The 22,508-nt window shown below is 39.5% G+C and carries 21 protein-coding genes; 11 read left to right on the top strand and 10 right to left on the bottom strand.

Annotated elements, in window-relative coordinates; translation table 11 throughout:
• Window positions 1-73: 73 nt before the first annotated feature.
• From IGI52_RS16690 to IGI52_RS16670, 5 genes are all read right to left on the bottom strand, one after another.
• Window positions 74-1,204: a DUF3089 domain-containing protein gene (locus tag IGI52_RS16690; RefSeq protein ID WP_438781763.1), complete on the bottom strand. Its 1,131-nt coding sequence runs from the start codon at window positions 1,202-1,204 to the stop codon at window positions 74-76.
• Between the two features lie 267 nt (window positions 1,205-1,471).
• Entirely contained in the window at window positions 1,472-2,356 is an 885-nt protein-coding gene (rsmA, locus tag IGI52_RS16685; RefSeq protein ID WP_127978428.1) for a 16S rRNA (adenine(1518)-N(6)/adenine(1519)-N(6))-dimethyltransferase RsmA, read from the bottom strand.
• A complete protein-coding gene (rnmV, locus tag IGI52_RS16680) occupies window positions 2,353-2,925 on the bottom strand; it encodes a ribonuclease M5 (protein WP_016181086.1) in 573 nt (190 codons plus the stop codon). The genes rsmA and rnmV overlap by 4 nt, the downstream gene beginning before the upstream one ends.
• Entirely contained in the window at window positions 2,918-3,694 is a 777-nt protein-coding gene (locus IGI52_RS16675) for a TatD family hydrolase (RefSeq protein WP_216453003.1), read from the bottom strand. The genes rnmV and IGI52_RS16675 overlap by 8 nt, the downstream gene beginning before the upstream one ends.
• Before the next feature lie 144 nt (window positions 3,695-3,838).
• Window positions 3,839-4,645 (bottom strand): Cof-type HAD-IIB family hydrolase, encoded by an 807-nt coding sequence (locus tag IGI52_RS16670; RefSeq protein WP_438781762.1) that lies wholly within the window; start codon window positions 4,643-4,645, stop codon window positions 3,839-3,841.
• Window positions 4,646-4,840: 195 nt separating this feature from the next.
• Here IGI52_RS16670 and IGI52_RS16665 point away from each other — a divergent pair, with 195 nt between their 5' ends.
• Both IGI52_RS16665 and IGI52_RS16660 read left to right on the top strand, forming a co-directional pair.
• On the top strand, window positions 4,841-5,452 hold the full coding sequence (locus tag IGI52_RS16665) for a hypothetical protein (protein WP_438781761.1): 612 nt from the start codon (window positions 4,841-4,843) through the stop codon (window positions 5,450-5,452).
• A gap of 114 nt (window positions 5,453-5,566) precedes the next feature.
• On the top strand, window positions 5,567-5,773 hold the full coding sequence (locus IGI52_RS16660; protein ID WP_225844237.1) for a hypothetical protein: 207 nt from the start codon (window positions 5,567-5,569) through the stop codon (window positions 5,771-5,773).
• Between the two features lie 237 nt (window positions 5,774-6,010).
• Here IGI52_RS16660 and IGI52_RS16655 read toward each other — a convergent pair whose 3' ends face one another.
• The gene (locus tag IGI52_RS16655; protein WP_438781760.1) at window positions 6,011-7,504 is read right to left on the bottom strand and encodes a helix-turn-helix domain-containing protein; all 1,494 of its coding nucleotides are present in this window, start codon (window positions 7,502-7,504) and stop codon (window positions 6,011-6,013) included.
• 578 nt (window positions 7,505-8,082) lie between these two features.
• On the bottom strand, window positions 8,083-9,543 hold the full coding sequence (locus tag IGI52_RS16650) for an NAD-dependent succinate-semialdehyde dehydrogenase (protein ID WP_438781758.1): 1,461 nt from the start codon (window positions 9,541-9,543) through the stop codon (window positions 8,083-8,085).
• Window positions 9,544-10,168: 625 nt separating this feature from the next.
• Between IGI52_RS16650 and IGI52_RS16645 the strand changes: the two genes are divergently transcribed.
• The 9 genes from IGI52_RS16645 to IGI52_RS16605 all read left to right on the top strand — a co-directional run bounded on the left by IGI52_RS16645 (window position 10,169) and on the right by IGI52_RS16605 (window position 15,860).
• Window positions 10,169-10,729 carry a hypothetical protein gene (locus IGI52_RS16645; RefSeq protein ID WP_438781757.1) on the top strand — a complete coding sequence of 187 codons (561 nt, stop codon included), beginning with the start codon at window positions 10,169-10,171 and terminating at the stop codon, window positions 10,727-10,729.
• Window positions 10,730-10,837: 108 nt separating this feature from the next.
• Entirely contained in the window at window positions 10,838-11,416 is a 579-nt protein-coding gene (locus IGI52_RS16640; RefSeq protein ID WP_311894140.1) for a hypothetical protein, read from the top strand.
• Window positions 11,417-11,456: 40 nt separating this feature from the next.
• Window positions 11,457-11,801 (top strand): hypothetical protein, encoded by a 345-nt coding sequence (locus IGI52_RS16635; RefSeq protein ID WP_438781756.1) that lies wholly within the window; start codon window positions 11,457-11,459, stop codon window positions 11,799-11,801.
• 119 nt (window positions 11,802-11,920) lie between these two features.
• Complete coding sequence (locus IGI52_RS16630) at window positions 11,921-12,130, top strand: hypothetical protein (RefSeq protein WP_049218119.1); 210 nt, start codon at window positions 11,921-11,923, stop codon at window positions 12,128-12,130.
• Between the two features lie 66 nt (window positions 12,131-12,196).
• On the top strand, window positions 12,197-12,619 hold the full coding sequence (locus tag IGI52_RS16625; RefSeq protein ID WP_049218118.1) for a VOC family protein: 423 nt from the start codon (window positions 12,197-12,199) through the stop codon (window positions 12,617-12,619).
• 144 nt (window positions 12,620-12,763) lie between these two features.
• Window positions 12,764-13,075 (top strand): hypothetical protein, encoded by a 312-nt coding sequence (locus IGI52_RS16620; RefSeq protein WP_438782255.1) that lies wholly within the window; start codon window positions 12,764-12,766, stop codon window positions 13,073-13,075.
• Between the two features lie 203 nt (window positions 13,076-13,278).
• Window positions 13,279-13,761 (top strand): hypothetical protein, encoded by a 483-nt coding sequence (locus tag IGI52_RS16615; RefSeq protein WP_438781755.1) that lies wholly within the window; start codon window positions 13,279-13,281, stop codon window positions 13,759-13,761.
• Window positions 13,762-14,272: 511 nt separating this feature from the next.
• On the top strand, window positions 14,273-14,422 hold the full coding sequence (locus IGI52_RS16610) for a hypothetical protein (RefSeq protein ID WP_016181098.1): 150 nt from the start codon (window positions 14,273-14,275) through the stop codon (window positions 14,420-14,422).
• 1,267 nt (window positions 14,423-15,689) lie between these two features.
• Window positions 15,690-15,860, top strand: coding sequence for a hypothetical protein (locus tag IGI52_RS16605; RefSeq protein ID WP_438781754.1), 171 nt, complete (start codon window positions 15,690-15,692; stop codon window positions 15,858-15,860).
• 165 nt (window positions 15,861-16,025) lie between these two features.
• On the opposite strand, the gene IGI52_RS16600 is transcribed toward IGI52_RS16605, so the two are convergent.
• The 3 genes from IGI52_RS16600 to IGI52_RS16590 are packed head-to-tail and all read right to left on the bottom strand — an operon-like array spanning window position 16,026 to window position 22,241.
• Window positions 16,026-17,615 carry a SpaH/EbpB family LPXTG-anchored major pilin gene (locus IGI52_RS16600; protein ID WP_438781753.1) on the bottom strand — a complete coding sequence of 530 codons (1,590 nt, stop codon included), beginning with the start codon at window positions 17,613-17,615 and terminating at the stop codon, window positions 16,026-16,028.
• A complete protein-coding gene (locus tag IGI52_RS16595) occupies window positions 17,605-18,381 on the bottom strand; it encodes a pilin N-terminal domain-containing protein (protein ID WP_311872411.1) in 777 nt (258 codons plus the stop codon). The genes IGI52_RS16600 and IGI52_RS16595 overlap by 11 nt, the downstream gene beginning before the upstream one ends.
• Window positions 18,381-22,241 (bottom strand): SpaA isopeptide-forming pilin-related protein, encoded by a 3,861-nt coding sequence (locus tag IGI52_RS16590; protein ID WP_438781752.1) that lies wholly within the window; start codon window positions 22,239-22,241, stop codon window positions 18,381-18,383. Before IGI52_RS16590 ends, IGI52_RS16595 begins: the two co-directional genes overlap by 1 nt.
• Between the last annotated feature and the right edge of the window lie 267 nt (window positions 22,242-22,508).

Here is a 22,508-nt window from a genome sequence, read left to right as displayed (position 1 = left end):
AAGTAAAGTTTCATTTAATCACGATCAAAAAAGCTGCCTATCTTCTTCGACAGGCAGCGTCTTCTGATTTATTTTATTGTACGGTTTGCTGATTCGGATCTGTAGTTTGTGTGCCCTGCGGATGCATTGCGAAATATTGTGCTTCACGATTTTCAGCATTTTGCTGCAAGTTGTAATAATAGAAGCTGATGTCATTATTGTGGAATGAACCAGCTGGGAAGATCTTACGCGTACTTTCCGGCATCTCATATTTAGCTTTATCTACAGTAGAGGAGACCACCAGACCTCTTGTTCCATCGACCGTCGCATCTGCAAGATTCATGACCTTCGAGTGATCACCGTTGTCATTTCGCACATAAGAACCTAGATTTTCTTCAGCTGTCGCTGGTGTGCCATCGGTTCTCCAATTAATTGGATTAATCGCTAGTGCGCCTTCATCCCAAGTTGGCAAAGTACCAGTAAAATCTGGCGCAACCGTATTATATGAAATGACTACACCGGTATCATCTGGTCCTGTCGCAAATTTCACCTGCGGATTGTCGTTCATTTCTTGTTGAGTCACCGATTGACCTAATACATAGGCGGCGATCATCCGATCACTGACTCCAGGATTATTCTTGAAATAATCATACATGATGGCTTTGAGCATCCGAGCCCCTTGGGAGTGTCCCACTAAAATGAAGGGACGATTATTGTTTTCGTGTTTGATGTAATAATCAAAAGCTGCCATCACATCTGCTTTAGGAACACCATCCGTATATTGTGCCTGTTCTTCTTTAGATTTTGTCAGCAGCCATTTTGCATCCAATTGACGGTAATAAGGTGCATAAACATTGCCGCTTGTATCAAAGGCTGAACCTTGTGTCGCTAGAAATACTTGCGCTCCAGCACGCATCGTTGGGTTATCGATTTTTGCTACGGGAGATGAATTTTCATTTTTTTGTGCGTAAGCCGTTGGATACAACATAAAGACATCCGCTTGGCTCGTGATTTCTGTTGGCTTTGCCAGCCAATTATCAGCATTGCTATAGTCGCTGGCTTTAATGGCTTCGCCGGCTTTTTCTGGTTCTTTTGCTTTTTTGATCGTTGTTTTCCGAGTTTCTTGCTTTGGTGCTTCTTCGCTAGTAAAGAAAGTCGTATAAGCATAGTAGCCGCCAACACCCAATACAGCTACTACTAATAGTCCAATAATGAATTTTTTCATTGTATCCTCCAAAAAGATTTTATGTAACTCATTATAGGGTAGTTGGGTTTTATTTGACAAATTCCCTGTGTATTTAATTAGAAAAGCTTATGAATTGTTTGTTATGGATTAGTGAGTAATCATTAGAAATCAACTTCAAAATGCCAATAAGCCAACAGCATTGGTTGCCATGATGACATTTTTACTCGCAAATGGCTACTTAACTAACTTTAGCCAAGAAGTTACGACAAAACAAGCGCTCAGAAGAAAAATCCGAGCGCTTGTTGATTAATTTTTTTTATTCGCTTCCAAGGCATTGGACAGTCTCGCAAATTCTTCTAAAGATAGCGTTTCACCGCGACGCTTTGGATCGATTTCGGCTTGTTCTAAGCTCGTTTCCAACCAAGTTTTCGTTAATTCGTCTTTGCCATAACTGCTTAACAAATTGTTCCATAATGTTTTACGGCGCATATTAAAAGCGGCTTTAGTCAATTTGAAGAATTCCGCTTCGTTTGTCACCTCGACTGCAGGTGTTTCGCGTCGTACTAAACGTAAAATCGCAGAATCCACGTTCGGCTGTGGAACGAACACTGTTTTTGGAACAATAAAGGCCGTACTTGCTTCCATATAATATTGAACAGCGATTGATAAGGAGCCATAAGCCTTTGTTCCCGGTTTTGCGGAGATTCGATCAGCGACTTCTCGCTGCATCATGACCACCATCTCATCAACAGCCAAATCTGATTCTAAGATGTGCATCATAATCGGTGTCGTAATATAATACGGCAGATTCGCCACGACCTTGATTGGCAGCGTTTGATCAAAATACTCGGTTTCTTTTTTCAGGTCCACCTTTAAAATGTCGTTGTGCACGACGCTAATATTGTCATAGGGACTTAAGGTATCTTCTAACACTGGGATCAAACGATCATCAATCTCAAAGGCCAAGACTTGGTGAGCCGCACGAGCTAAGTGTTCAGTCAGTGCACCGATCCCTGGACCGACTTCAATTACGTTGGTGTGTTTATCAATTTCCGCTGTGGCGACGATTTTTTGTAAAATATTTGGTTCGGTCAAAAAGTTCTGACCGAGACTCTTCTTGAAGGAGAAGCCATGCTTTTGCAAAATTTCTCTCGTTCTAGAAGGTGTTGCAATGTCTTTATAATTGTTCAAGAGGTTTCCTCAACTTTCTTCATAGCCTCATGCAATTGTGCTTCGGTGATCCGAAACATCGTTAAACGTTTTTCCAATTGTTTGGCGTTGGTATAGCCAATCTTCAGCTCATCTCCCAGACGTTCACGCCGTTCACGGGCTTGAGCTCCCGCTATTAAACCATAATCTAAGAGAGTTTGTCTAGCTATTTTTGGTTGATCGCCCTCAGCGGGAGTGACAACCTTGTGCAGCGCGTCGATGATCGCTTCATCGCTGGCGTGCTCCACCCCAAGACTTGCCCCGCGCTTTTGCGGTGCCGCCATTCTTCTGGATAGGAAGGCGTGCTGGGCATCGGGGATCGCCTCCATGATTGTCTTACGAATCTTCTCGCCGGAAAAATCAGGATCAGTAAACACAATCACTCCACGGGTTTCTTGGGCATGTTCGATTTGTTCTAGGATATTTTCATTGATGGCCGAACCGCGAGTCTCGATCGTATCCACATCAAAAACTTCCTTCAAACGTTTGGTATCGTCTTTGCCTTCGACTACGATGATTTCTTCAATTTTTTCCTTCTGTTTGTTATCCATTGGCTTTGATCCTGAATAAGCGGTGTGCATTTTCCGTCGTTTGCCGTGCTACTTCTTCCATTGGTAAATTCCGAAGTTCCGCGATTTTTTCTACAACATAACGGGTATAGCCGGGTTCATTGCGTTTCCCACGATAAGGCATTGGTGCTAAATAAGGAGCGTCGGTCTCTACTAATAATTTATCCATCGGTACCACCGCTGCCGCCTCTTGAACATCTAAAGCCTTCTTAAAGGTCACAACCCCAGAAAAAGACACATGCATTCCTAAATCCAAAAAACGCTTCGCCCATTCACCGCTGCCGCTGAAGCTGTGCATGATGCCGCCGATGTCGCGAATATCTTCTTCCTTTAAAATCTTATACGTATCTTCCAGCGCATCGCGAGTATGGATGCTGATGGGTAAATTCATTTCTTTAGCTATCGCGATCTGACGACGGAAAACCTTGTCCTGAACTTCCTTTGGATCTTCCATCCAATAATAATCCAAACCAATTTCGCCAAGTGCTACAACCTTAGGCAATGTCAATTTCTGGATCAAATCTTCTTCGATTGCTTTCGTGTAGCTGCCCGCCTCTGTCGGATGCCAGCCGATGATGGAATAAATCCCCTCATATTGCTGGTTCAGCTCCAAGCTTTTTTCAATCGTCGGTGTATCAAAGCCAACTACAGCCATTTCTGTCACGCCAAGTTCACGCGCCCGTTCAACTGTCTCTGGAATCTCATTTTCAAATTGTTCCGCATTCAAATGTGTGTGTGAATCAAAAATCATGTGTTGTCCTCCTAAATCCTTCACTCTTATCTTCAAAATCCATTTAGAATCAACCTATTTTAACACATTGACTGCAAACAAACGAAAATCTAGTACAACAAAAAAACTCTAAAACGATCATGTTCTAGAGTCCCCTTTCTTCGATTAGTTATTTAACAATTGTTCAATCACTTCAAAAACTCCCTCTTGATTATTCGAACCAATCACTTCCTTTGAAGCTTGTTTGACTTTTTCCTGAGCATTTTCCATTGCATAACTCAAGCCGGCATATTCTAGCATTTCGATATCATTGCCGCTATCACCAAAAGCGGCGATCTCAGAAGGTGCGATGCCCCACTCGTTGCTTAATTTTGCTAACCCATTAGCCTTATGAACGCCAGGAATAATCAAGTCAATGTCACCATGCCCACTAGACACTGGAATCATTTGATCTGCCAACATTTCTTCCAAAGCGGCCAGCTTCTCCTCAATGCCAACATTAGAGAAGGTCAAAGCAAACTTGAATATTTCATCCTCTTGATTTGCGACATCTTCCAGCCGCTCAAGTTTTTTTATACTTGGATAATAAAATTTGACGATGCGAAACATATCTTCTGGAATATCTTTTGAAACATAGGCACTTTTTTTGCCGCAAACGACTAAAACAATCGGTTGCAGTGCGTTGATTCCCTTCAATGTTTCCAACACTTTATCTATTGCTAGTCGTGCATTGTAGTAATGCGTCCCTTCAACAATGATATTGGCACCATTTTCCGAAACGAAGGACATTTCTGTGTGATTCTTAGGGAAAAAGCTTCTTAGCTGATCGTACTGATTTCCACTGGCAACAACAAATTTTATCTCCTTTTCCTTCATTTGTTGGAAAATCCGATCAAATCGCTCCCGATTGTATTCTTTTTGATCATCTAAAAAGGTTCCGTCCATATCAACTGCAATCATTTTTATACTCATTTTAGTCATCTCCCTCTATTTATTCGTCCTCATAAGAGTAACATAAACTATGGGACGCATTTCAGGTCAAGCGAAATTTCATAAGAAAATACTCCGTCTAAATCTCGCAGAAAATCCGCCGAAAGTCGGATGTCTCCTTCAAATATTCTCTCTATAATAAGCATTGTAAGTTACTATTTAGAAAGAGGTGAGTGTATGCCTGATTTTCAAAAGGAGTTTCCAAATGCCGCACGTTATCTGAAACAACGCTATCCTGATAAGGAGCCACTAAGCAGCTTTTGGCATTGGGCAATTTTAGCACTTTTTGCCCTGCTATGTATCGCAACAATCAAGCAGCAATTGCTATTAATCGGCGGATTGATCCTTGTTTCCGCCTTGATCAAAGGACCAGGAATCTTAGTTTTCGGGGCCCTCTATTCCTTGTTAGTCAGTTTATTTCCGCCAATAGGTGTCGTTCTTTCCGCACTTTTTTTCCTATTAAATATTCGTTTATTGACTAAAAGCTGGCGGGTAAATATCGTAACCTCACTATTTTACTTGTATCCGTTAGGCTTGAGTATCCTGCGTTACTTCACCCAATGGGATGCGGTATGGCAGATTGGACTTCAGTTATTGCCAGGATTATTACTGCTCCATTTTGTATTGATGCAGGTTTACTATTTCCATCCAAGCGCCCGTCAAGTCGCTTGGACTGTATTAGCTACACCGTTTGAATTAATCTCACTTATCTTGCCAAAACGCTTCAAGAAACCGTTTCGGACTACCACACCATCAACGAGACTAAAAAACGTAAAAAAATATCGTTAAGGAAGGCAATCACGGCCCTTCTTTAACGATTTTTTATTGTAACCAGATTTTCCCGCTCCAATTGACCATGTTAAGATAAATGTATAAACCTGACGTGTTTGTCTTTTTGAAGAGGTGACGATTATAAACCCTAAATATGAAATTCCCACGAATGAAGAGCGTTTAGCCAAAGAATTTGAAAAACTAGGCCGGCAATTCTTTGATAAAGTCGATGCGAAAAATTTCAGCCACGCCTATAAAATCCTGAATCAACTCACAGATAATCCGCAAAAAAATCCGCAAGAAACGAAGATTTATGATAAAAATAAAAAGCTCATCTAAATGGATAATTCAGTTACGAGAAAAAACCTAATTCTCGCTGCACATACGATTAGGCTAAACCACCTGTCTCCCATCTGGTTAAGAAGTGATCTCTGCCTATCAAAATTATTAAACTGCAAAAGAAACTAATTCACAAATAGGCAGCCAAGAAAGCTAGTCGCTTTCCTCGCTGCCTTTTTCTTTAGGGCTTTTGTGGTCGTCTAAGCCACGCCCTCTATTGGGTGGAAACGTACCCTTTCATCCGGCTAATTTGCTAACTAGCTGCTGCAATTGATACACATCTTGATTCGTCAAAAATGGATCAATGACAACAGTCGGATATTCCTCCGGTACTTCTTCCACACTGCTTGAAGTAATCAGTGCATCATATTTTTCTAACTCTGAACGATTGATGTTCACATTGGTCAATTTTTTCTCTACATAATGAACTTCAAAGTTCCCGTAAATTTGATTCTCGATTTGACTGCCTAAAAAAAATTCCTCTGTCGGTGATAACTCAGACAATAGCAGCAGCTTCAATGGTCGATCACAGCTCGCCAACAATGTCAGACTTTGAGGAACCATTGTTATCAAAAGATACACGTAATTCCATATAAAATCCTCTTCTTGGTAGATCTGATAACGTCGGACAAAATGATCCACAATTTTCTTTACCTTTTTGACAGCTTGGTCATGGGTCTCAGACAATTTATCTAAAAAGATTCTCCGCTGACGGAATAAAATATCAATCAGCTGTCCATCCGGCTCATAAATCCGATGCTCGTTCATCAAAACAATCGCCAATTCCTGTTTTTTGTCATTGCCCAATGAAAAATTCAATAAGCTATCGAACTCCTCCACTAGTTCTAAGTGACGATAATAATAGCTCGCGTACTCATCTTCTCTTCTTAGTGCACTGTTCAATTGCGTCTTGCTAGCAACCACCACATCCGCATACGACAACCATAGACAATCCTTGATTTTATCCGAAGACAGCTTCACACGAAAAACTTCCAACGCCATCCGTTTGAAGGCATCTAAGATTTGTCTTTCCGGCAGCATCAGATCACTATCCAGTTCTAAGGTTGGATAATAATGTCCATTTTTAATCCGCCACAAGCTGATATACATGTTATAGCCTAAACGTTTGCGAGAAATGTAATTATCCTCTAGTTTATTCACTTGGATGAATTGATTCACCAATTCCGTGATTGCTTTGATCTGGAACTCTTTTAAATCCCGATACAACGAGTCCAAACGGTCTGATTTTTCAATGAAATAGCGGTGGTACATGTGCCGAATCACACTTTCATTCCCCTCCAAACGTAACGGACGGTATTGCAAGGTGATACCTGTTTTCAACAAGACACTCTCAATCTTCTTCAGATTCCGTTGGGTCTTCGATGGACTCAAAAAAAGCTTCTTCGACAGATCGATAATATTCTCGCACTCTTCATACAGCAGTTCCTCAATAATTTGAAACTCCGGCGATTGCTGGATCGTGTCGGCATATAGTCGATTGATACTGACATGCGATTTGATTTGCAGCTGATAAAGTCCTTTATATTTTACAATACGAAAAGCGTCTTGCTGGCTATTGATCAGCTTAACGTCCTTTAATAATACAGATAACGAGCATTCCAATTCTTCAAGTAATTGATCACTTGATAGACCAATGCGGCACGCGTAAAGTAATTCAACCAAACGCAGATGCCGCAGATTGCTTACCCCTAAAATATCTCTAAAATTCATACTATCACCCTCTTCACTAACTCCTATGCTTATCCCCACCAACTCCGACTTCTAAAAAAAAAGCAGTCCTTGGCGCATGAAACAAACCCCCTTTTGTGCCATGCTGATAAACTCATTTTTTAAAGCACTAAAACTCGCTCACTTCCCCTCCTTTAGCTTTTTTGTCCGACAAAAGAAAAAGCCAAGCAATATCACAAAAATAAAATATTGCTTCGTTTTATCCATTGTCTTGCTGTATAATAATGGTAACTGATAAAAGATTTCTCTGCTTTTGCCTTCTTAAAAAAAGAGAGCGTTATCGAATAGCTCATACAGCTCTTTGTAATGGCTTCATGACAAATAAGCAAAGTTATTTAATTCACTTTTTAAAATAAAAATAAATTTTTTTAGAAACTAATAGTTAAATTTTTTTTGTTCCGTTTGAATTAATGATAATTACGGATAATATAAAATAAATTCTGTAATTATTATTTTTATTAATTACTAAGAATTTTTCGCTTCTTCCTTTTTATATAACTTAATATATGACAAAAAAGAGTGATCCTAAGAAAAGGATCACTCTTTTTATTACTATTTGATTATTTAGCCGTACGAATGTTGACAAATTTGACGTTCACATATTCCTCGACTCCATACGTGCCATTTTCACGACCAAATCCTGAGTGTTTTACTCCGCCAAATGGTGTCGCCGAATTGGAAATAGAGGTATCATTGACGCCGACCATGCCATATTGTAATTTACTGCTGACATTTTCCACTGTATGGATATTGGTTGAGAAGAAATAAGATGCCAATCCAAATTCTGTATCATTTGCGTCTTCAATGACTTTTTCCTCATCCTCAAAGGTAATCAACGGAATCACCGGACCAAAGGTTTCTTCATAAAAGATATTCATTTCTTTTGTGACACCATCTAAGACAGTTGGTTCAAAGAAATTCCCATCAGCATACTCGCCTTCATCCAGCTTATGACCACCAGCTAAAATTTTTGCGCCCTTATCCGTCGCATCCTTCAATTGTTCAACAACCTTTTCGACGCCAGCTTGATTGATCAGAGGACCTACTGTTGGATCTTCTAATCCGTTTCCGACTGTTACTTCTTTGATCGCTTCCACGATACGATTCGTTACTTCATCTTTGATATCCTTGTGGATAAAGATTCGATTTGGTGAAGTGCAGACCTGACCATTGTTGATGAACTTAGTTTGAATCAATGTTTCCACTGCCCGTTCAATGTCTGCGTCAGGGAAAATGATATATGGCGCATGTCCGCCTAATTCCATTGAAACATTTTTCAACGTTGGCGCTGCTTGTTCGTTTAGCTTTTGACCAACTCCAGTTGAACCAGTGAAGGTGATCTTTTGTACGTCTTCAGATTCTGAAAGAATTGGTCCAATCGTAGAAGAATCACCTAAGACGATGTTTACCACGCCATCAGGAAACCCCGCCTGATCAAACAATTCCATCAACGCTAAAGCAGATAGCGGCGTTTCCTTCGATGGCTTCAAAATCACCGTACAGCCAGCAGCGATCGCTGGAGAAATCTTCCGAATAATCATATTCGATGGAAAATTCCATGGAGTGATGGCGCCCACGATACCCACCGCCTGTTTGCGTACCTGCCATTGATTGGTCACTGGAGATGGAACGATTTCACCTAATAATCGTTGTCCTTCTGCCGCGTTCCAGCGAAGATTCTCCACATTCGTTTGAATCTCACCTTTTGCCTGCGTCAAAGGCTTTCCCTGCTCCATTGTCATGATCGTCGCTAAGCGATCCGCGTCTTCTTCCACAAGATCAGCCATTTTATTCATTAATTTCGCTCGTTCAGCCGCAGATGTCCGCGACCATTCAGGAAACGCGTTGTTCGCCGCTTCAATTGCCGCGTGAACTTCCTTTTCGCCTCCGACATGAACCTCAACCAATGTTTCTCCTGTTGCCGGATTTGTTACTGGTTTGGTTCCTTCTGAGCCTTCCACCCATTTGCCATTAATATAGAGACGTGTTTCGACTGCTGGTAAAGCTTGTTCTTTTGCCATGTGTCTAATTCCTCCTATTTTATCATGTGCAGTAGTGGTTAAAATCGATCAACAGCATTCGTATCATTTTTTTCCTGCTGTTTACTACATTATTCACCGTAACACGGATAAAAAAACAACTCAAAAAATAAGCTTAAAGAAGAAAATGCTTATACAAATCTGATAAAAAAGGAAAATAGATAGTCCAAAACGAATGATCTCACCATTTTACTTTTGTTATGCTTAACAAAAAAAGGAGGACTGCTATGTTTGCGAATTTGAAATACCTTCCTTAAAAATACAAGCTCATCTATATCGGTTACACGATTTGCCTTTTGCTAACGTGCCTCATTTTGGCGCTTGTTCGACAAAGTAGCCTTTTCATCGCTTTTTTTATAATTGATGCCTGGCTTTTAACCCGATCACAGAAAAAAATCTGGTTGCCTTTGCTCTTGATTTGTTCATTTACATTTGCTGGTTTATCGTTTTGCTCCCCTTTTAAGCAGCAAGAAGTTTATTTATCTGCTCATCATTTTTCAGCTTTTTTGTGATAAATTGCAAATTGATAAGTTTTTCCTCTGAACCATTTTACAAATGTATTTCATTTGTTACAATTATGTTACAAGACATAAACTAGGAGGCTATCATGAAAAAGAAGATTATGGTTCTATTGTTGTTATTATCATTTATTTCTTTGTCCGCCTGCAATAACAAGAAGGAAACTGCTGACAGCAAACCAAAGGAAACAACGGTTAGTAAGGCTGCCAAAAAGAAAAAAGCGTCTTCGACGAAAACCACCGAAACTACTCAGTCAAGTTCAGTACAAACCACTCAGACACCACAAGAACCACAAGCTAGTCATAGTAACCAGGCAGCACCAGAAGCAAACTACGTCTCACCTAATCAATCGAGTCAGGCACCCCAAGCACCCGCAGTTGAACAGCCTGCCCAAAATCAACCAGCAGCGACAACTGATTGGATGACGCCTGAACGAAGAGCGGAACTAATCGAAGGCGGAAAGTTTGACCCCACCTTTGTTGATAACTTATCTCAAGCAGATTATCAGCTGGCGGCAGATCGCGCCCAGCAACGATTAGAAGAAACGGGATACGGCGATGTCTCACTTATTTGGTACGAGCTTTATAAAATGAACCCAGAGAGTACCACGCTATTTGATAATGCGCCCTACGACTCCTATGCAGAATAACCTGTTGAGCTGACCTTGCGTTAGCTCTTTTTTACGTTGATGACTCACTTCAAAGACATTTCCAATCGGCTTTGGTACTATGGAAGAAAATGAATGGATGTGAGCCTCATGGCTTTGATCGTGTTGATCGGCTCTCAGGCTGTCGGAAAGATGACTGTTGGAAAAGAATTGGAAAAACAAATAGATGGAAAGCTGTTGTTCAATCATCAAACATTGGATCTCTTCGCAGATTTCCTCGGCTACAGCAAAGACGCCTTTCTGCTCTCTGATAGGACCAGAAAAGAATTGTTCAAAGCCTTCGTCAATAGTCCAGAGACAAATACGACCAAAACAATCATCTTCACAGTAGTCATCGACTTCGATTCAGCCTATGACATTGAATTTTTACAGGATATCGCTTCGATCTTTTTAGAAGCCAATCAAGAAGTCTATTTCATTGAACTCGTTGCCGCCTTGAGGGAACGCCTAAAGCGTAATGTTCATGAAGATCGTCTAAAAGCCAAGCCTTCCAAACGAGATACCAAATTTTCAAGAAAGGAACTCCTAACTTCAACACTGAAAAACCGTTTGGAAAGCCGTGAAAATGAAGTAAAGAAGCTTTTTCCAGCGGTGAAGCATTTAAAAATTAACAATACCAAGCTCGCTCCCAAAGAAGTTTGCACCCAGATCATTAGCGAGCTAGTATAATTAGTTCGTTTTTGTAACTAAAGAAAAAAGGAGAATGTGAATGCCCTTAAAACATGAATTTGAGATCATAGATAAACTCACTGAAACGTCTTATGAGGAATACACACCTGAAAAATTTCATTGCATTTCAATTGATGATGCACATATTCAAATTTTACTACGGCCCCTATCTTTGTTTAAAACATATTTTCACGCCTTAGATCGACCGGAATACGGCTTAGCTTATTATGGAACGACAATTATACCTCCTGAATCATTGTCTGCCTTTTTAGAGATTGTTTTATCAGCTAAACAATTGAAGCAGAAAGATGAGATAAATGAACTTTGTAAAATAATCATGCAAGCAAAAAATGAAAATAAGTACATGATTCACTATGGAATTTGAGCTCGCTGGCACGCTGATCTTACTTCTCCATTTCTAGCTTTCGATACCATAAACTGCTTAGCTCAGTTCTTGTAGGTTGATTCTTTTGAGCGTACAATAGAAGAAAAGGAGGAGATTCGATGCGCTATATAATTGGTGTTTTTTTCCTGTTGCTTGCTATGTGGCAGTTTTGGATGACTAAACGTTCCTTTACTGGACTTAGACGAAATGGTAACGAAAATACGTCTCCCTTCATAATGTTAGGACAGTGGCATAGCTTATCACTCGCCATCGGGTTCCTGATTGTTGCAATCGCTTGTTTTTTTGTTGATATATCTAGCCTTTATTAAGCGATTAAAATTCTATTTTGATTATTTGCTACGATATCCTTATCACTAAATAGTTGGAGGGTTATTATGAAACAAAGTCTTGTTCACATTGCATTGATTGTAAACGATTACGATGAAGCGCTAAATTTTTATACAAATGTTCTTGATTTTGATTTGATTGAAGATACTTACCAACCTGAACAAGATAAACGCTGGGTGGTGGTTTCTCCCCGAAATTCAAACGGCGCCACCATATTATTGGCAAAAGCTTCTAAACCGATTCAGAAAGATTTTATAGGGAATCAGTCTGGCGGCAGAGTATTTCTATTTCTGGGAACGGATGATTTTTATCGTGATTATAACAACCTTGTTTCTAAAGGAGTGGAATTCGTCAGAGAGCCTAAAGTTGCGGATTATGGTACCGTCGCTGTTTTTAAAGATTTATACGGGAATTTATGGGATCTTGTTCAATTTAATCGGGATCATCCTATGGCTAATCGTTTAGTTTAATTGAATTTCTAATACTTTTGGGACTAGTTCTTCTAGTCTTTTTTTTGTGAGCCTACCTGTTCATACAGCTTAAATAGCTTCAGTTATATGAAATTAACATATACAAAGCGTTTTCTTAGATTTATCATTATTGTAAAAGGAATGATGCCGTATGAAAAAATATGCTTTGTGTTAACCGTCAGTACAGGTTTAATCTATACGTCAATTTTCCCCACACCAGCTGTCCTGAATAATGAGGATTTGAAAGAGTATTTTTCAACGTATTACGATGTTTCGATTAATTACATTAGAGATAAGGATTCCGTTGATTATTTAGTTGTTCCGGATCCCTTTGTTCCTTTTGAGAATGAAAACGAACTTCCTATAATCAAAGTCCCTGCACTATTATTCATGACGAATGATTTTGAAGGAATAAAGAATTCTATTGACAGTTATTTTAAAAATAGGAAAGACTGAGAATACAAGAGAAAATCCTATTGCATGTTTTCTTAGTTTTCTTTGCTAAGTAATTTTATCTGCTTTTTTACTACTTGACTTTCACTTTTTTTTCGCATAAACTAATTTAGTATTTACTGCGTATAATGGTTCAGCGTAAAGCACACTACAAAAAGTGTCTTTGCGCTTTTTTTTGCGCAAAGGCAAAGAAAGAGGTTAGCATTTTGGATTTTTATATGAAGCTCCCCCGAAACAAACTTGAATTTACCCTATTTTTATTGATATTGTCAATACTCTCCGTGAACATTATTGCTCCGCTTATTACTTGTTTTGAAATGGGGTTTAGCTTAGAAACTTGGTCCCGTACCTTTGAAGTAATGCCGTTTATTTGGGTTGTTGTAGTGGCGTTAGTTCTAATCACTCACCAGCCTGCATCTAAAGTAACCAATCTATTGATAGGAAAAGAAGATAGTTTTAATGCACATATGATTGTAAATTGTCTTGTCAATGTAGTAATGATGTCGATCGTTTTAACCATCGTTGCAAGCTGGATAGGTATGAGAGAAGTCTCATGGACCCCTGTTGAACAATTCTTTTATAAGTGGCCGAGAAATTTCAGTATTTCTTTCTTAATTGAACTCTGCATTGCTCAACCTATTGCCAGATTCATTATTTATAAAAAGCACGTATTCGAAAAAGAAAAATAATGTTCCTAGCTACTGCTTTTTGAAGTAGTAGCTAATATCTTTTAAATTTCGCTATGCATTACTTTTCTAATTGATAGCCCCAATGACCTAGTAACCTTTCGTATTCAAAAACATTAACTGCACACTCTTCGCAATCACTAAACCAATTCGTCAGATACATCATGGCTGTCTGTGTGTACTTTCACCTGAAATCTGATTCCTATTTGATTATTTTCATACATAGAAATTTCCATCTATAATAATGACAGAACCATTTTTATCTGCTGTACTAACTCAAAAAGTACAGCACTCGTGGAATTTGGCTATTCTTTATGTATTATTCGAATTGTTATCCAAGCTGCCTATAAAAACAGAAGAATTTAGCTGATAAGTTTTAACTTTTTTTTAATGTGTTAACTACCAAAATCTACTAATTAGCAAAAATCTTCAAATCGTGGTATGATAATTCATGGAATTTCGTTATGAACGTTTTAGTTGCCTTTCGTCACTATTTGAGAAAGGAGAATGCTCTATGACATTCACTAACAACAAATTGGAATACCGCGTAACTTTAGATACCAACTTAAATCTATTTATTGTTTTCGACAAAAAAGACGAAAACAAATTTGCGACCGGTACGACAATTGAAAATGCAGTACAAGAATTAGCAAAAATCGCATAAGGAGTGTAATCCTCTAATGGACAATTACTGTTCGTACTGAAAGCATCTGCTGTGGCTCACGGTAGATGCTTATTTTTTTGCAGAAATAGCCCTCCTAATTAATCTCTTTTACTACATCCACACTTTTTCAACTAATTCTATAATCAGATAATCTTACATCTTCTCAATTTATCAACCGAACAATGACGCTACGTGATTATTTTTAACTTATTTCTTTTTATCTACCGTTCGCGTTTGTTTTTGAACCCAGCTACTTGATACAATGTGTTCGTCTAGTAATAGACAAAGTATGTGCGTGAGCTAGGTAACTAATTGACAAATTAGCTTCCCCCTTAGCTCCGAGACTGCCGATTCATGCCCGGCAGTCTTTTTTTTAGCGAAACCACCCGTTATTACCATTCGCGTCTTTTTCAATACCGTTTGCGGTTGCGTTTTTATTCAACTTTGATAGTATTTCACTGTCTGGCGAATACAAATCGTTGGATCAATGTTCTAGACAGTCTCTTTAGTAGGCTGTCTTTTTTTTTGCAATTGCCCAGTAAGTCTTTCTTGCTGTTCACGACTGATATAATACCGTTCGAAGTTGCTTACATAATGTAATTTTCTATATTACTAAAATTTAAAAAGAAAGGTATTTTATCATTTATAAAATGAGGATATTCTCGAATCAGAGCTTGACGCTGAAATTTTTGTAAATACTTGGAATCGAGCATAAGCTAATTTATTTCAGATAATTCAATTTAATTCTCAAATCCTAGATTTGCATTAAATTGACGCAAAACGCAAATATACCCTGGATTTTTTTCAAGCGCCTGAAGCATGTTTATCCGCTTTTCCGAATTTCCCTTAAACCTTGTTTCCATTTATCCGCCTTTCTCTCTGATCAGCGTAAACGTATGGAAGTCAGGAGTTTCAGCGCATCCGCTGTATCACTTTCCAAACCTTTTGGAATCTTTTTTATTTCACCCAGCGTCCAGTCATGCTTTTTACCCTCGGCAGTTTTAAAAATCTATACAAGCGTGTACCAATATTTCGAAAGTTCCGCCTTCTCATATTTCTTTTTTTCGATAGGCTGAGTTAGCTGAACTTTTAATCAGTAGGTCACTAATTCGAACCCTCATATTCCCCTTTGGTGCAAAATTTTTGCTCTGGATAATTGACCAATGTACAATAAAATAAAATTACCTACAATTAGCCTTTCAAAGACATATTAAACGATGATTATTTATTCCTATATAAATAAACAACCAGAATGGAGGTTGATTAAATGACAAATTTATTAGCAGCTGGCTTCATGTTTGTTGGTGGTGCGATACTTATGTTAGCAGGTGAATATGCCAAATGGGTCCCAATTATAGGAAGCATCATTGCCCTAATTGGTTTGGGAATGTTGATTTATTATTTGTTCAGGAAAGATGGAAATTACAATGGAAATTAAACGTTTCTTCGTTAACATTAAATGCATAAACCTACTAGGAAAATCCAGTTGTCAATTAGACTTCTGGATTTTCTAAATCTTACTTGTTCGGTATTGTTGGCACACTTTCCAACAAAAAAATGAGCAGAAGGTCTTAGACACCTTCTGCTCATTCTTTTCTATCAATTAAACCTCAAAACGTACACGACGGTAGCGAACGATTGCTGCTGCCATCAAACCAAGACCGATTACGATAAAGGCAATGATACCCATTCCACCAGTTGATGGTAACGTGCCGCCTTTAGAGCTATTGGCAATTGGTAATGCTGTTGCGTTGTTGTAAGAATCTTTGTCAATTTCGAAATCAACATCGTCGGTTAATTTTTGGAACCCATTTGGCGCTTTGATTTCTCGAAGCATGTAGTCACCGTATGCTAAACCAGTTACTTCAAAGCGTCCATCTGCATCAGAAATGAATTTTGTTGCGTTTGCGTAGTCTTCATTTGGTCCAACTGGCGTCCAAGTTTTAGAATCTGTACCAACTGTTAGGTATTGTTCTACGCCATTTACTTCTCTGATAACAACGAATTCCGCACCAGCTAATCCTTTTGTTTCGCCATCTTCATGTTTGAAGAATTTTTTACCGCCAGTGATGATTGGATCGATTGGATCATTTGTTTTCACATCATCTTGTCCACCATCATGATTCATTGTTACAGTAAATTCGTTATTGATGTCCAAGTCGACTGGTGTTTCATCTGTGAATGAAACAGTGTAGTAAAATTCAATTCTTTGTCCAGCATATTGACTTAAGTATTGCGCTGTTGCAGGTCCCGCAGCACCTGTCAAGTTCATTGCAATATTAAATCCAGCATAGCCAGTGAACGGTGCCGCTGTATTATAATAGTCATCTGTTGCATTCGCTAAGAAAGTCGCTGGGGTAACAGCCGTACCACCAATCACGATTTGATCAATTCCTTCGAATTTCACACCTGTTTGGTCAACCGCATCTTTGAATTCTAATTTCGTATAACGAGGTGCTCCGTTAACAAGATCACCGATTTGGCTAGGAATCACAAAGCTTGCACGGTAATGAATTTGTTGTCCAACTTCAAAGTCGTAAGCACCTGCTGGACGTGGTGGTAATGGATCGCCGTTATCATCCACTAATTCTTTCTCAGGGTCTTCGCCTTCTACTTTGTTCTTAGGATACAAATGGATTTTTGTTAAATCTTGTCCGTTGCTGCCTTTCATTGGTAGCATCATAATCAATTTGTACGAACCGATTTCAACGCCTTGTGAAGCATGCTCTTCAAAGAAGTATACTTTGTATGTTCCGTCAGCGTTTTTTGTTGGTAAGTTAGTGAAATTTGCATTCCCATCTTGATCAGTTGTTTGATCAGTACCAACTCTAGTTGCATTTGGTGCATTATTTAATTCAAAGTTATTCATTACTTCTTTAGCAATTGTATTGTATTCAGCGTCTGTTTCATTCCCGGTCAGACGTGCACGTAATTCTGCATAGAAATCTTCTGAAATATCCCACGCTGTGAAGGTAATTCCTGGTAAACCTTCATAACGATTGAATTCATTCATTTCTTCCCCAGTATTTTCGATACTGCTATTTGGAAACTCATCCATTTTTTTCTTGTGAATAGTCACATCTACTGAATCTGCTGCGTATGCGCTATCTCCTCCGCCTAGCACCCCTGCTAGTAAAGGAATTAAGCATAGCAATGTCGTTAACAGTGCAACCCATTTCTTCTTATTTTTCATAATTTTTTTCCCCCTTATTTTTGTTCAATCCAACTAAACCAACAATCATCAACAACAACCCTAGAAAACAATAATTACGTATCAACTCGTTTGTAGACGGAAGCTCCTTTCCTGAGTAACTTGGTCCCTCCCCTCCACTTGGTGTTCCAATCGTTTTTGGTAAGTCTTTCCTTGGTCCTGAGCTATCTGTTATCGGCGGTTCTGTCGATTTAGTTGTAGTAGTCGTCGTTGTTGACGGTGGTGGTTCAGATGTTGGCGGTGTCACTGGAATTTCACGATATTTACATGTAATCTCCAGCTTATCCGCTTCCGTCAACGTATTCGTCATTCTCTGCGGCAAATAAATAATGATCGGAACCATATGATAGTTGCCTGTTTCGCCTGAAGAAAGGATCAGATAGGCGGCATCTTGATTATTCTGCTGCCGCGGCAGGCTCAGTGAGATTTCCCCCTTGGCATCCACTGAGTACGGCGCCTGATTGATCTTCTTCAATTGCTCAGTTTGGACAAATGTTGCTAATCGTTCTTTGGTCGGATAGGTGTCCATGATATATTCCTTATCGGCCTTTTCGTTGCTGGCGCGTTTTTGGCGCCATTCGGTCAAATCATAAACATCCATGTCGATTTGCTCGATCCCTGTATATACATTACCGGTTTCCGGCCTGGTCTTGATCAGTACTTCCACTAGACTTTCCTCTGCAAAAGCAGTAACCCCCATGTTACAAATTCCCAGAATAAGTCCCAAGAGAAGAATCATTTTTTTCATTACGATCCCCTCCTCTTCGTGTGAAGCCAGTAAAGGCTGCCAAGCAGTCCTCCTGCTGTAGAGATAACTCCAAGTGCTACTTTAAAGAACATCGCTGTCCCCGATCCGCCTGTACTAGGCAGCGGACCCGCTCCGCGCTTCCTGTTTGTGACAGTCAATTGAATAAGATTCGGATTGCCGACTCCGCCTGATCCACTGACATTCGGATTGGATTGAATACTTACAACACCTTCACGCGAAATACTGATTCGAACAGTGCCGCTCATTCCTTGATAGCCGTTTGGAACGACCGTTTCAGATAAACTGTATTCACCAGGTCGCAATCCACTAAATTCGAAGTATGGTCCCCCTGTTTCCGTTTGATCATAACTCGTTCCGATCAGTCGGAAGCTCGCTCCGCGAAGTTCATTTCCGTCTTGATCGACTTTCTTGATCTTCAGCTTGAAATCAGCCAATTTATTCGTCACTTTGTATGGAGAAGTTTTGCCATTCAATGTAATATTCAAAACCGTTCCCGCAGCGTTTTCCACTGCTTTAAGATCGATGTTTGCCATTTTTTCATATCCTGCTGGTACATAGGATTCTTCAATGATGAAGTCCCCCATCGGAATATTCTCGATCGTGACTTGCCCATTATTATCTGGCTCGAGGTCTGTCGCTAATACTTTGCCGTCAGATCTGCGAGTGACAGTGAATTTGGGTTTGTCCTTACCAAACGGTGTCTTGCCATCATCCATGTATTTACAGATGACCGCCTTGCCGGTCAATAATTTGTTCGTGAGTTTGATACCCTCTTTTGGTTTCGTTGCAGCAGTGAAGCTCGTTCCGTAATTGTAGGTTGGCTTGGCATACCCAATTGTTCGGGCTTCCTCAACCACTCGATAGACGGTGTTTCCGCCCTCAACATTTTGGAATACCCCTTTCCAATTGTCGATCGGTGTCAACGTCAAGGATTCGACATCCTCCCACGTACTTCCTGTTCTCTTTTGCAATGTGACTCGCACATAATTTGTCCGAAGTCCCCAATAGTTTTCTGTCCCCCGATGACTATCCGACCAAACCTTCTCAACTGGAATCTCCAGGTCTTTCGTTCGTTTATTGGTCACCTCATGCAATGAGGTCTTACTGTTTACAGTAATATTAAGGTCTGTTCCTGCAGAATTTTCGACTGCCTTCACATCGATATCAGTCATCTTGTCATAGCCTTGAGGCACATAGGTCTCTTCTACAACAAAATCACCAAGTGGAATGTCTGTGATGAGTACTTGACCTCTAGCATTCGGCTCAAGGTTGCTCACCAATACTTTGCCATCCGATTTACGCCTTATGGTAAATCGCGGCAAATCTGACGTAAATGGTGTCTTCCCGTCTTCCATATACTTACAAAAGACCGTTGCCCCCTTCAGCAACTTATTGGTAATTTGAACTCCTTTGCTCGGTAATGTTTTCGCGGTAAATTCATTCACATTGGAATCCGGCTTGGCATATCCCGTTGTCCTCTCAGGCTCAACGACCCTATAGATAGTGCTGCCGCCATCCGCCGAAAATGATGTTTTCCAATTATTTGCCGCATTCAACGTCTTCGTTTCAACGTCTACCCATGAACTGCCACTTTTTCTTTGTAAAACAACTCTGACACTATTTGCGCGAAGTCCCCAATAATTTTCTGTGTTCATATGCGAATCTGACCATTTCTTCTCAACTGGAATTTCGAACTTATTCGCCTTACCCTTAACTGACGGTACGCCAAAATCTAGCTTATCCGTCGTTCGTTCAGGCGTTGGTGTTAATGTCGTCCTTCCGTTCGTTTGATACCATGTGTCGCCTTCATAATTCACAGCGTCTGTTTTTAACCGAAGCTTGTAATCCAATTGAACTTCTTGCTGACCATAAAGATTGATATTATCCACTTTGATCGTATTGTTTGTCACAACCGGATCGTTCGGCAGTTTACTTGTTTCAATTGCTGGCACACCGCTTTTTTTGATTTCCTTAACAGTAGGTTTTCCTACTAGCTCAAACATATCTCCGATTGGATCTTCAATAACGCCTTTATCTACTGTTTGAATGACTGAGTTAAACCAATCATCAAAAGAAATGTCAAAATCACCTGTTGTACTAGCATGATAAAATTGGTAATCAGCCTGTGAATCTCCAGCAGCGTTCGCCTTTTTGGAAGCCATACGATACAAACCAGTGACCAATTCATCCCTTGAATGCCGTTCTACTGTAAAGTTTTTTTGGATATTGATAGCGATGGAATTAATCTCCATTCCTTGATCCTTAATATCCGCTGCAGTCGAATTGGCAGGCGTTAAATGACTATAAATCCTTTGTCCCGTAGTTCCTACCGCGATTCCCGAAGGTTTATATACCGTAAAATATCTTTCACCATTAGGCTCTCTTTCTGGAAGTCCCCAATAACGTCCACTATAGGTCAGAGACCCATCATAAATTGGAGGTGGACTAGGATGGTTTGAATCAATTCGCAACTTATCGTAATAGATACTTGAATCTGAATGCCCTGATAGCGGTACTTCACTCATATTTGGTGCACCGTCAGTCAAAAGAAAAATAACCTTTCGCCGATTGGTTCCATTTGCATTATTCAGCATCGTTTGCGCATCCATTAATGCTTTTTGTGTGAAGGTATTTCCATCTGAAGCAATACTTTTATACCTATCAACTACGTTTTGCCAGCCTGTCGAGTTGGCAGACATAGGAACAATTTGGTTTCCTGAATAATCAGGCGAAGAGTAAATTACTCCACCAATACGAAGGCTGTCAGTATCTGGGTTTGCCGCTTTGAACTTATCGATCAATTTTTGTAACGAGTTGACTGCTAATGTTTTTCTCGTCATCCCGCCAATATTTCCTTGCGATTGAATCATTGAAGCTGAATTATCCAACACAAAACAAACATCTACCCCAGGTTTTGGAATTGTTCTGCCTCGGACATTTAGACGAACATTAAATTCATCTTCTTTAGATGTCTCACTCGCATATTTTCGCAATTCAATATTAGGTTTTGATTTATTCTCACCATATTTGATATACGATTTCGTATAGTCATCTGAAGAGACATCCCAACTCGTTACTCCATCCCAACCAGATTCTTTCTCATAACCACCTTGATGATTGCGAACGTTTGACTGTCCGGTTGGCGTCCAATAGCAAGTAGGATAGGTGCCGTTATTCGACGTATACACGGGTGCTTTATTGGTATATTTCGGTGGGTCCATCCGAAGCAACCCATTGTTTGGAACTGCCGTTGCTGGTACTGGCACAACTTCTTCTGGTTCAGGCGGACCGATAAAATCTTCTGAACTTGTTTTGACCGCTGCTTTACTCTCAGAAGTTTTTGTTTCTTCTTTTGTATCCTGCGCTTTAAGAACAAAGGATTCTTTGATATCAAGAATGTTTTCCTGTATCTTCGCGTCTTTTCCGTTAGAAAGTGTCTGCTCGTCTAGTTGAACATCTAAATTGAGTTTCTTTGTTGATTTCGGTAACTCAAAAACGAGTTGTCCTTCCATGGAAGCTGAATAGTTCTTTTCAATTAGCCATTCATCCTTCTCATCCATGTTCTTAATCGTTGGATACGTGATCACTTTTCTTTTCTCATTTGTTACTTTCAATTTGAGACGCTGTTCTTTATCACTCTCTTCGCTTTGCCTGCTAAACGTGATTCGCCAACGATTTGTATCTTCTAATGATTCATATTCATAGGAGACTTTTAAGAACTTTTCATTGATCAGTTCCGTTTTCGTTGTTTCGGCATACGCAGTAACCAGTGATGGTAGTGTTTCTGTAATAAAAGAAAATAGTAGAACAACCAACATGAGTAAGTGCTTCTTTTTCATTTCATAAATTCCTCCTTTCACCCTTTTTTCACCCACTCTCCCTTCCGCATAACAATATGATAACTGATATCATTTTCTCTCGCTGAATGTGTTTTTTTATATTTTTTAGTTATTCAAATATGATATTTCAGCGTTGTTTTATCTTTTTTTATAACCTTTAGTGTTATTGGACCCAATTACTTAATTTGATTTAAAGAATAATAAAGTTTGATTGTCGTAAAAAAAATTTACCTTTTGAATTTTTCGTCAAAAAAAACAAAAAAAGAC

The organism is Enterococcus sp. DIV0187 (assembly GCF_051713785.1).
In the GTDB taxonomy this organism is placed as follows: Bacteria; Bacillota; Bacilli; order Lactobacillales; family Enterococcaceae; genus Enterococcus_A; species Enterococcus_A avium.
Note: the sequence above shows the minus strand (reverse complement) of the source record. Positions and strands in the feature narration are given on the sequence as shown.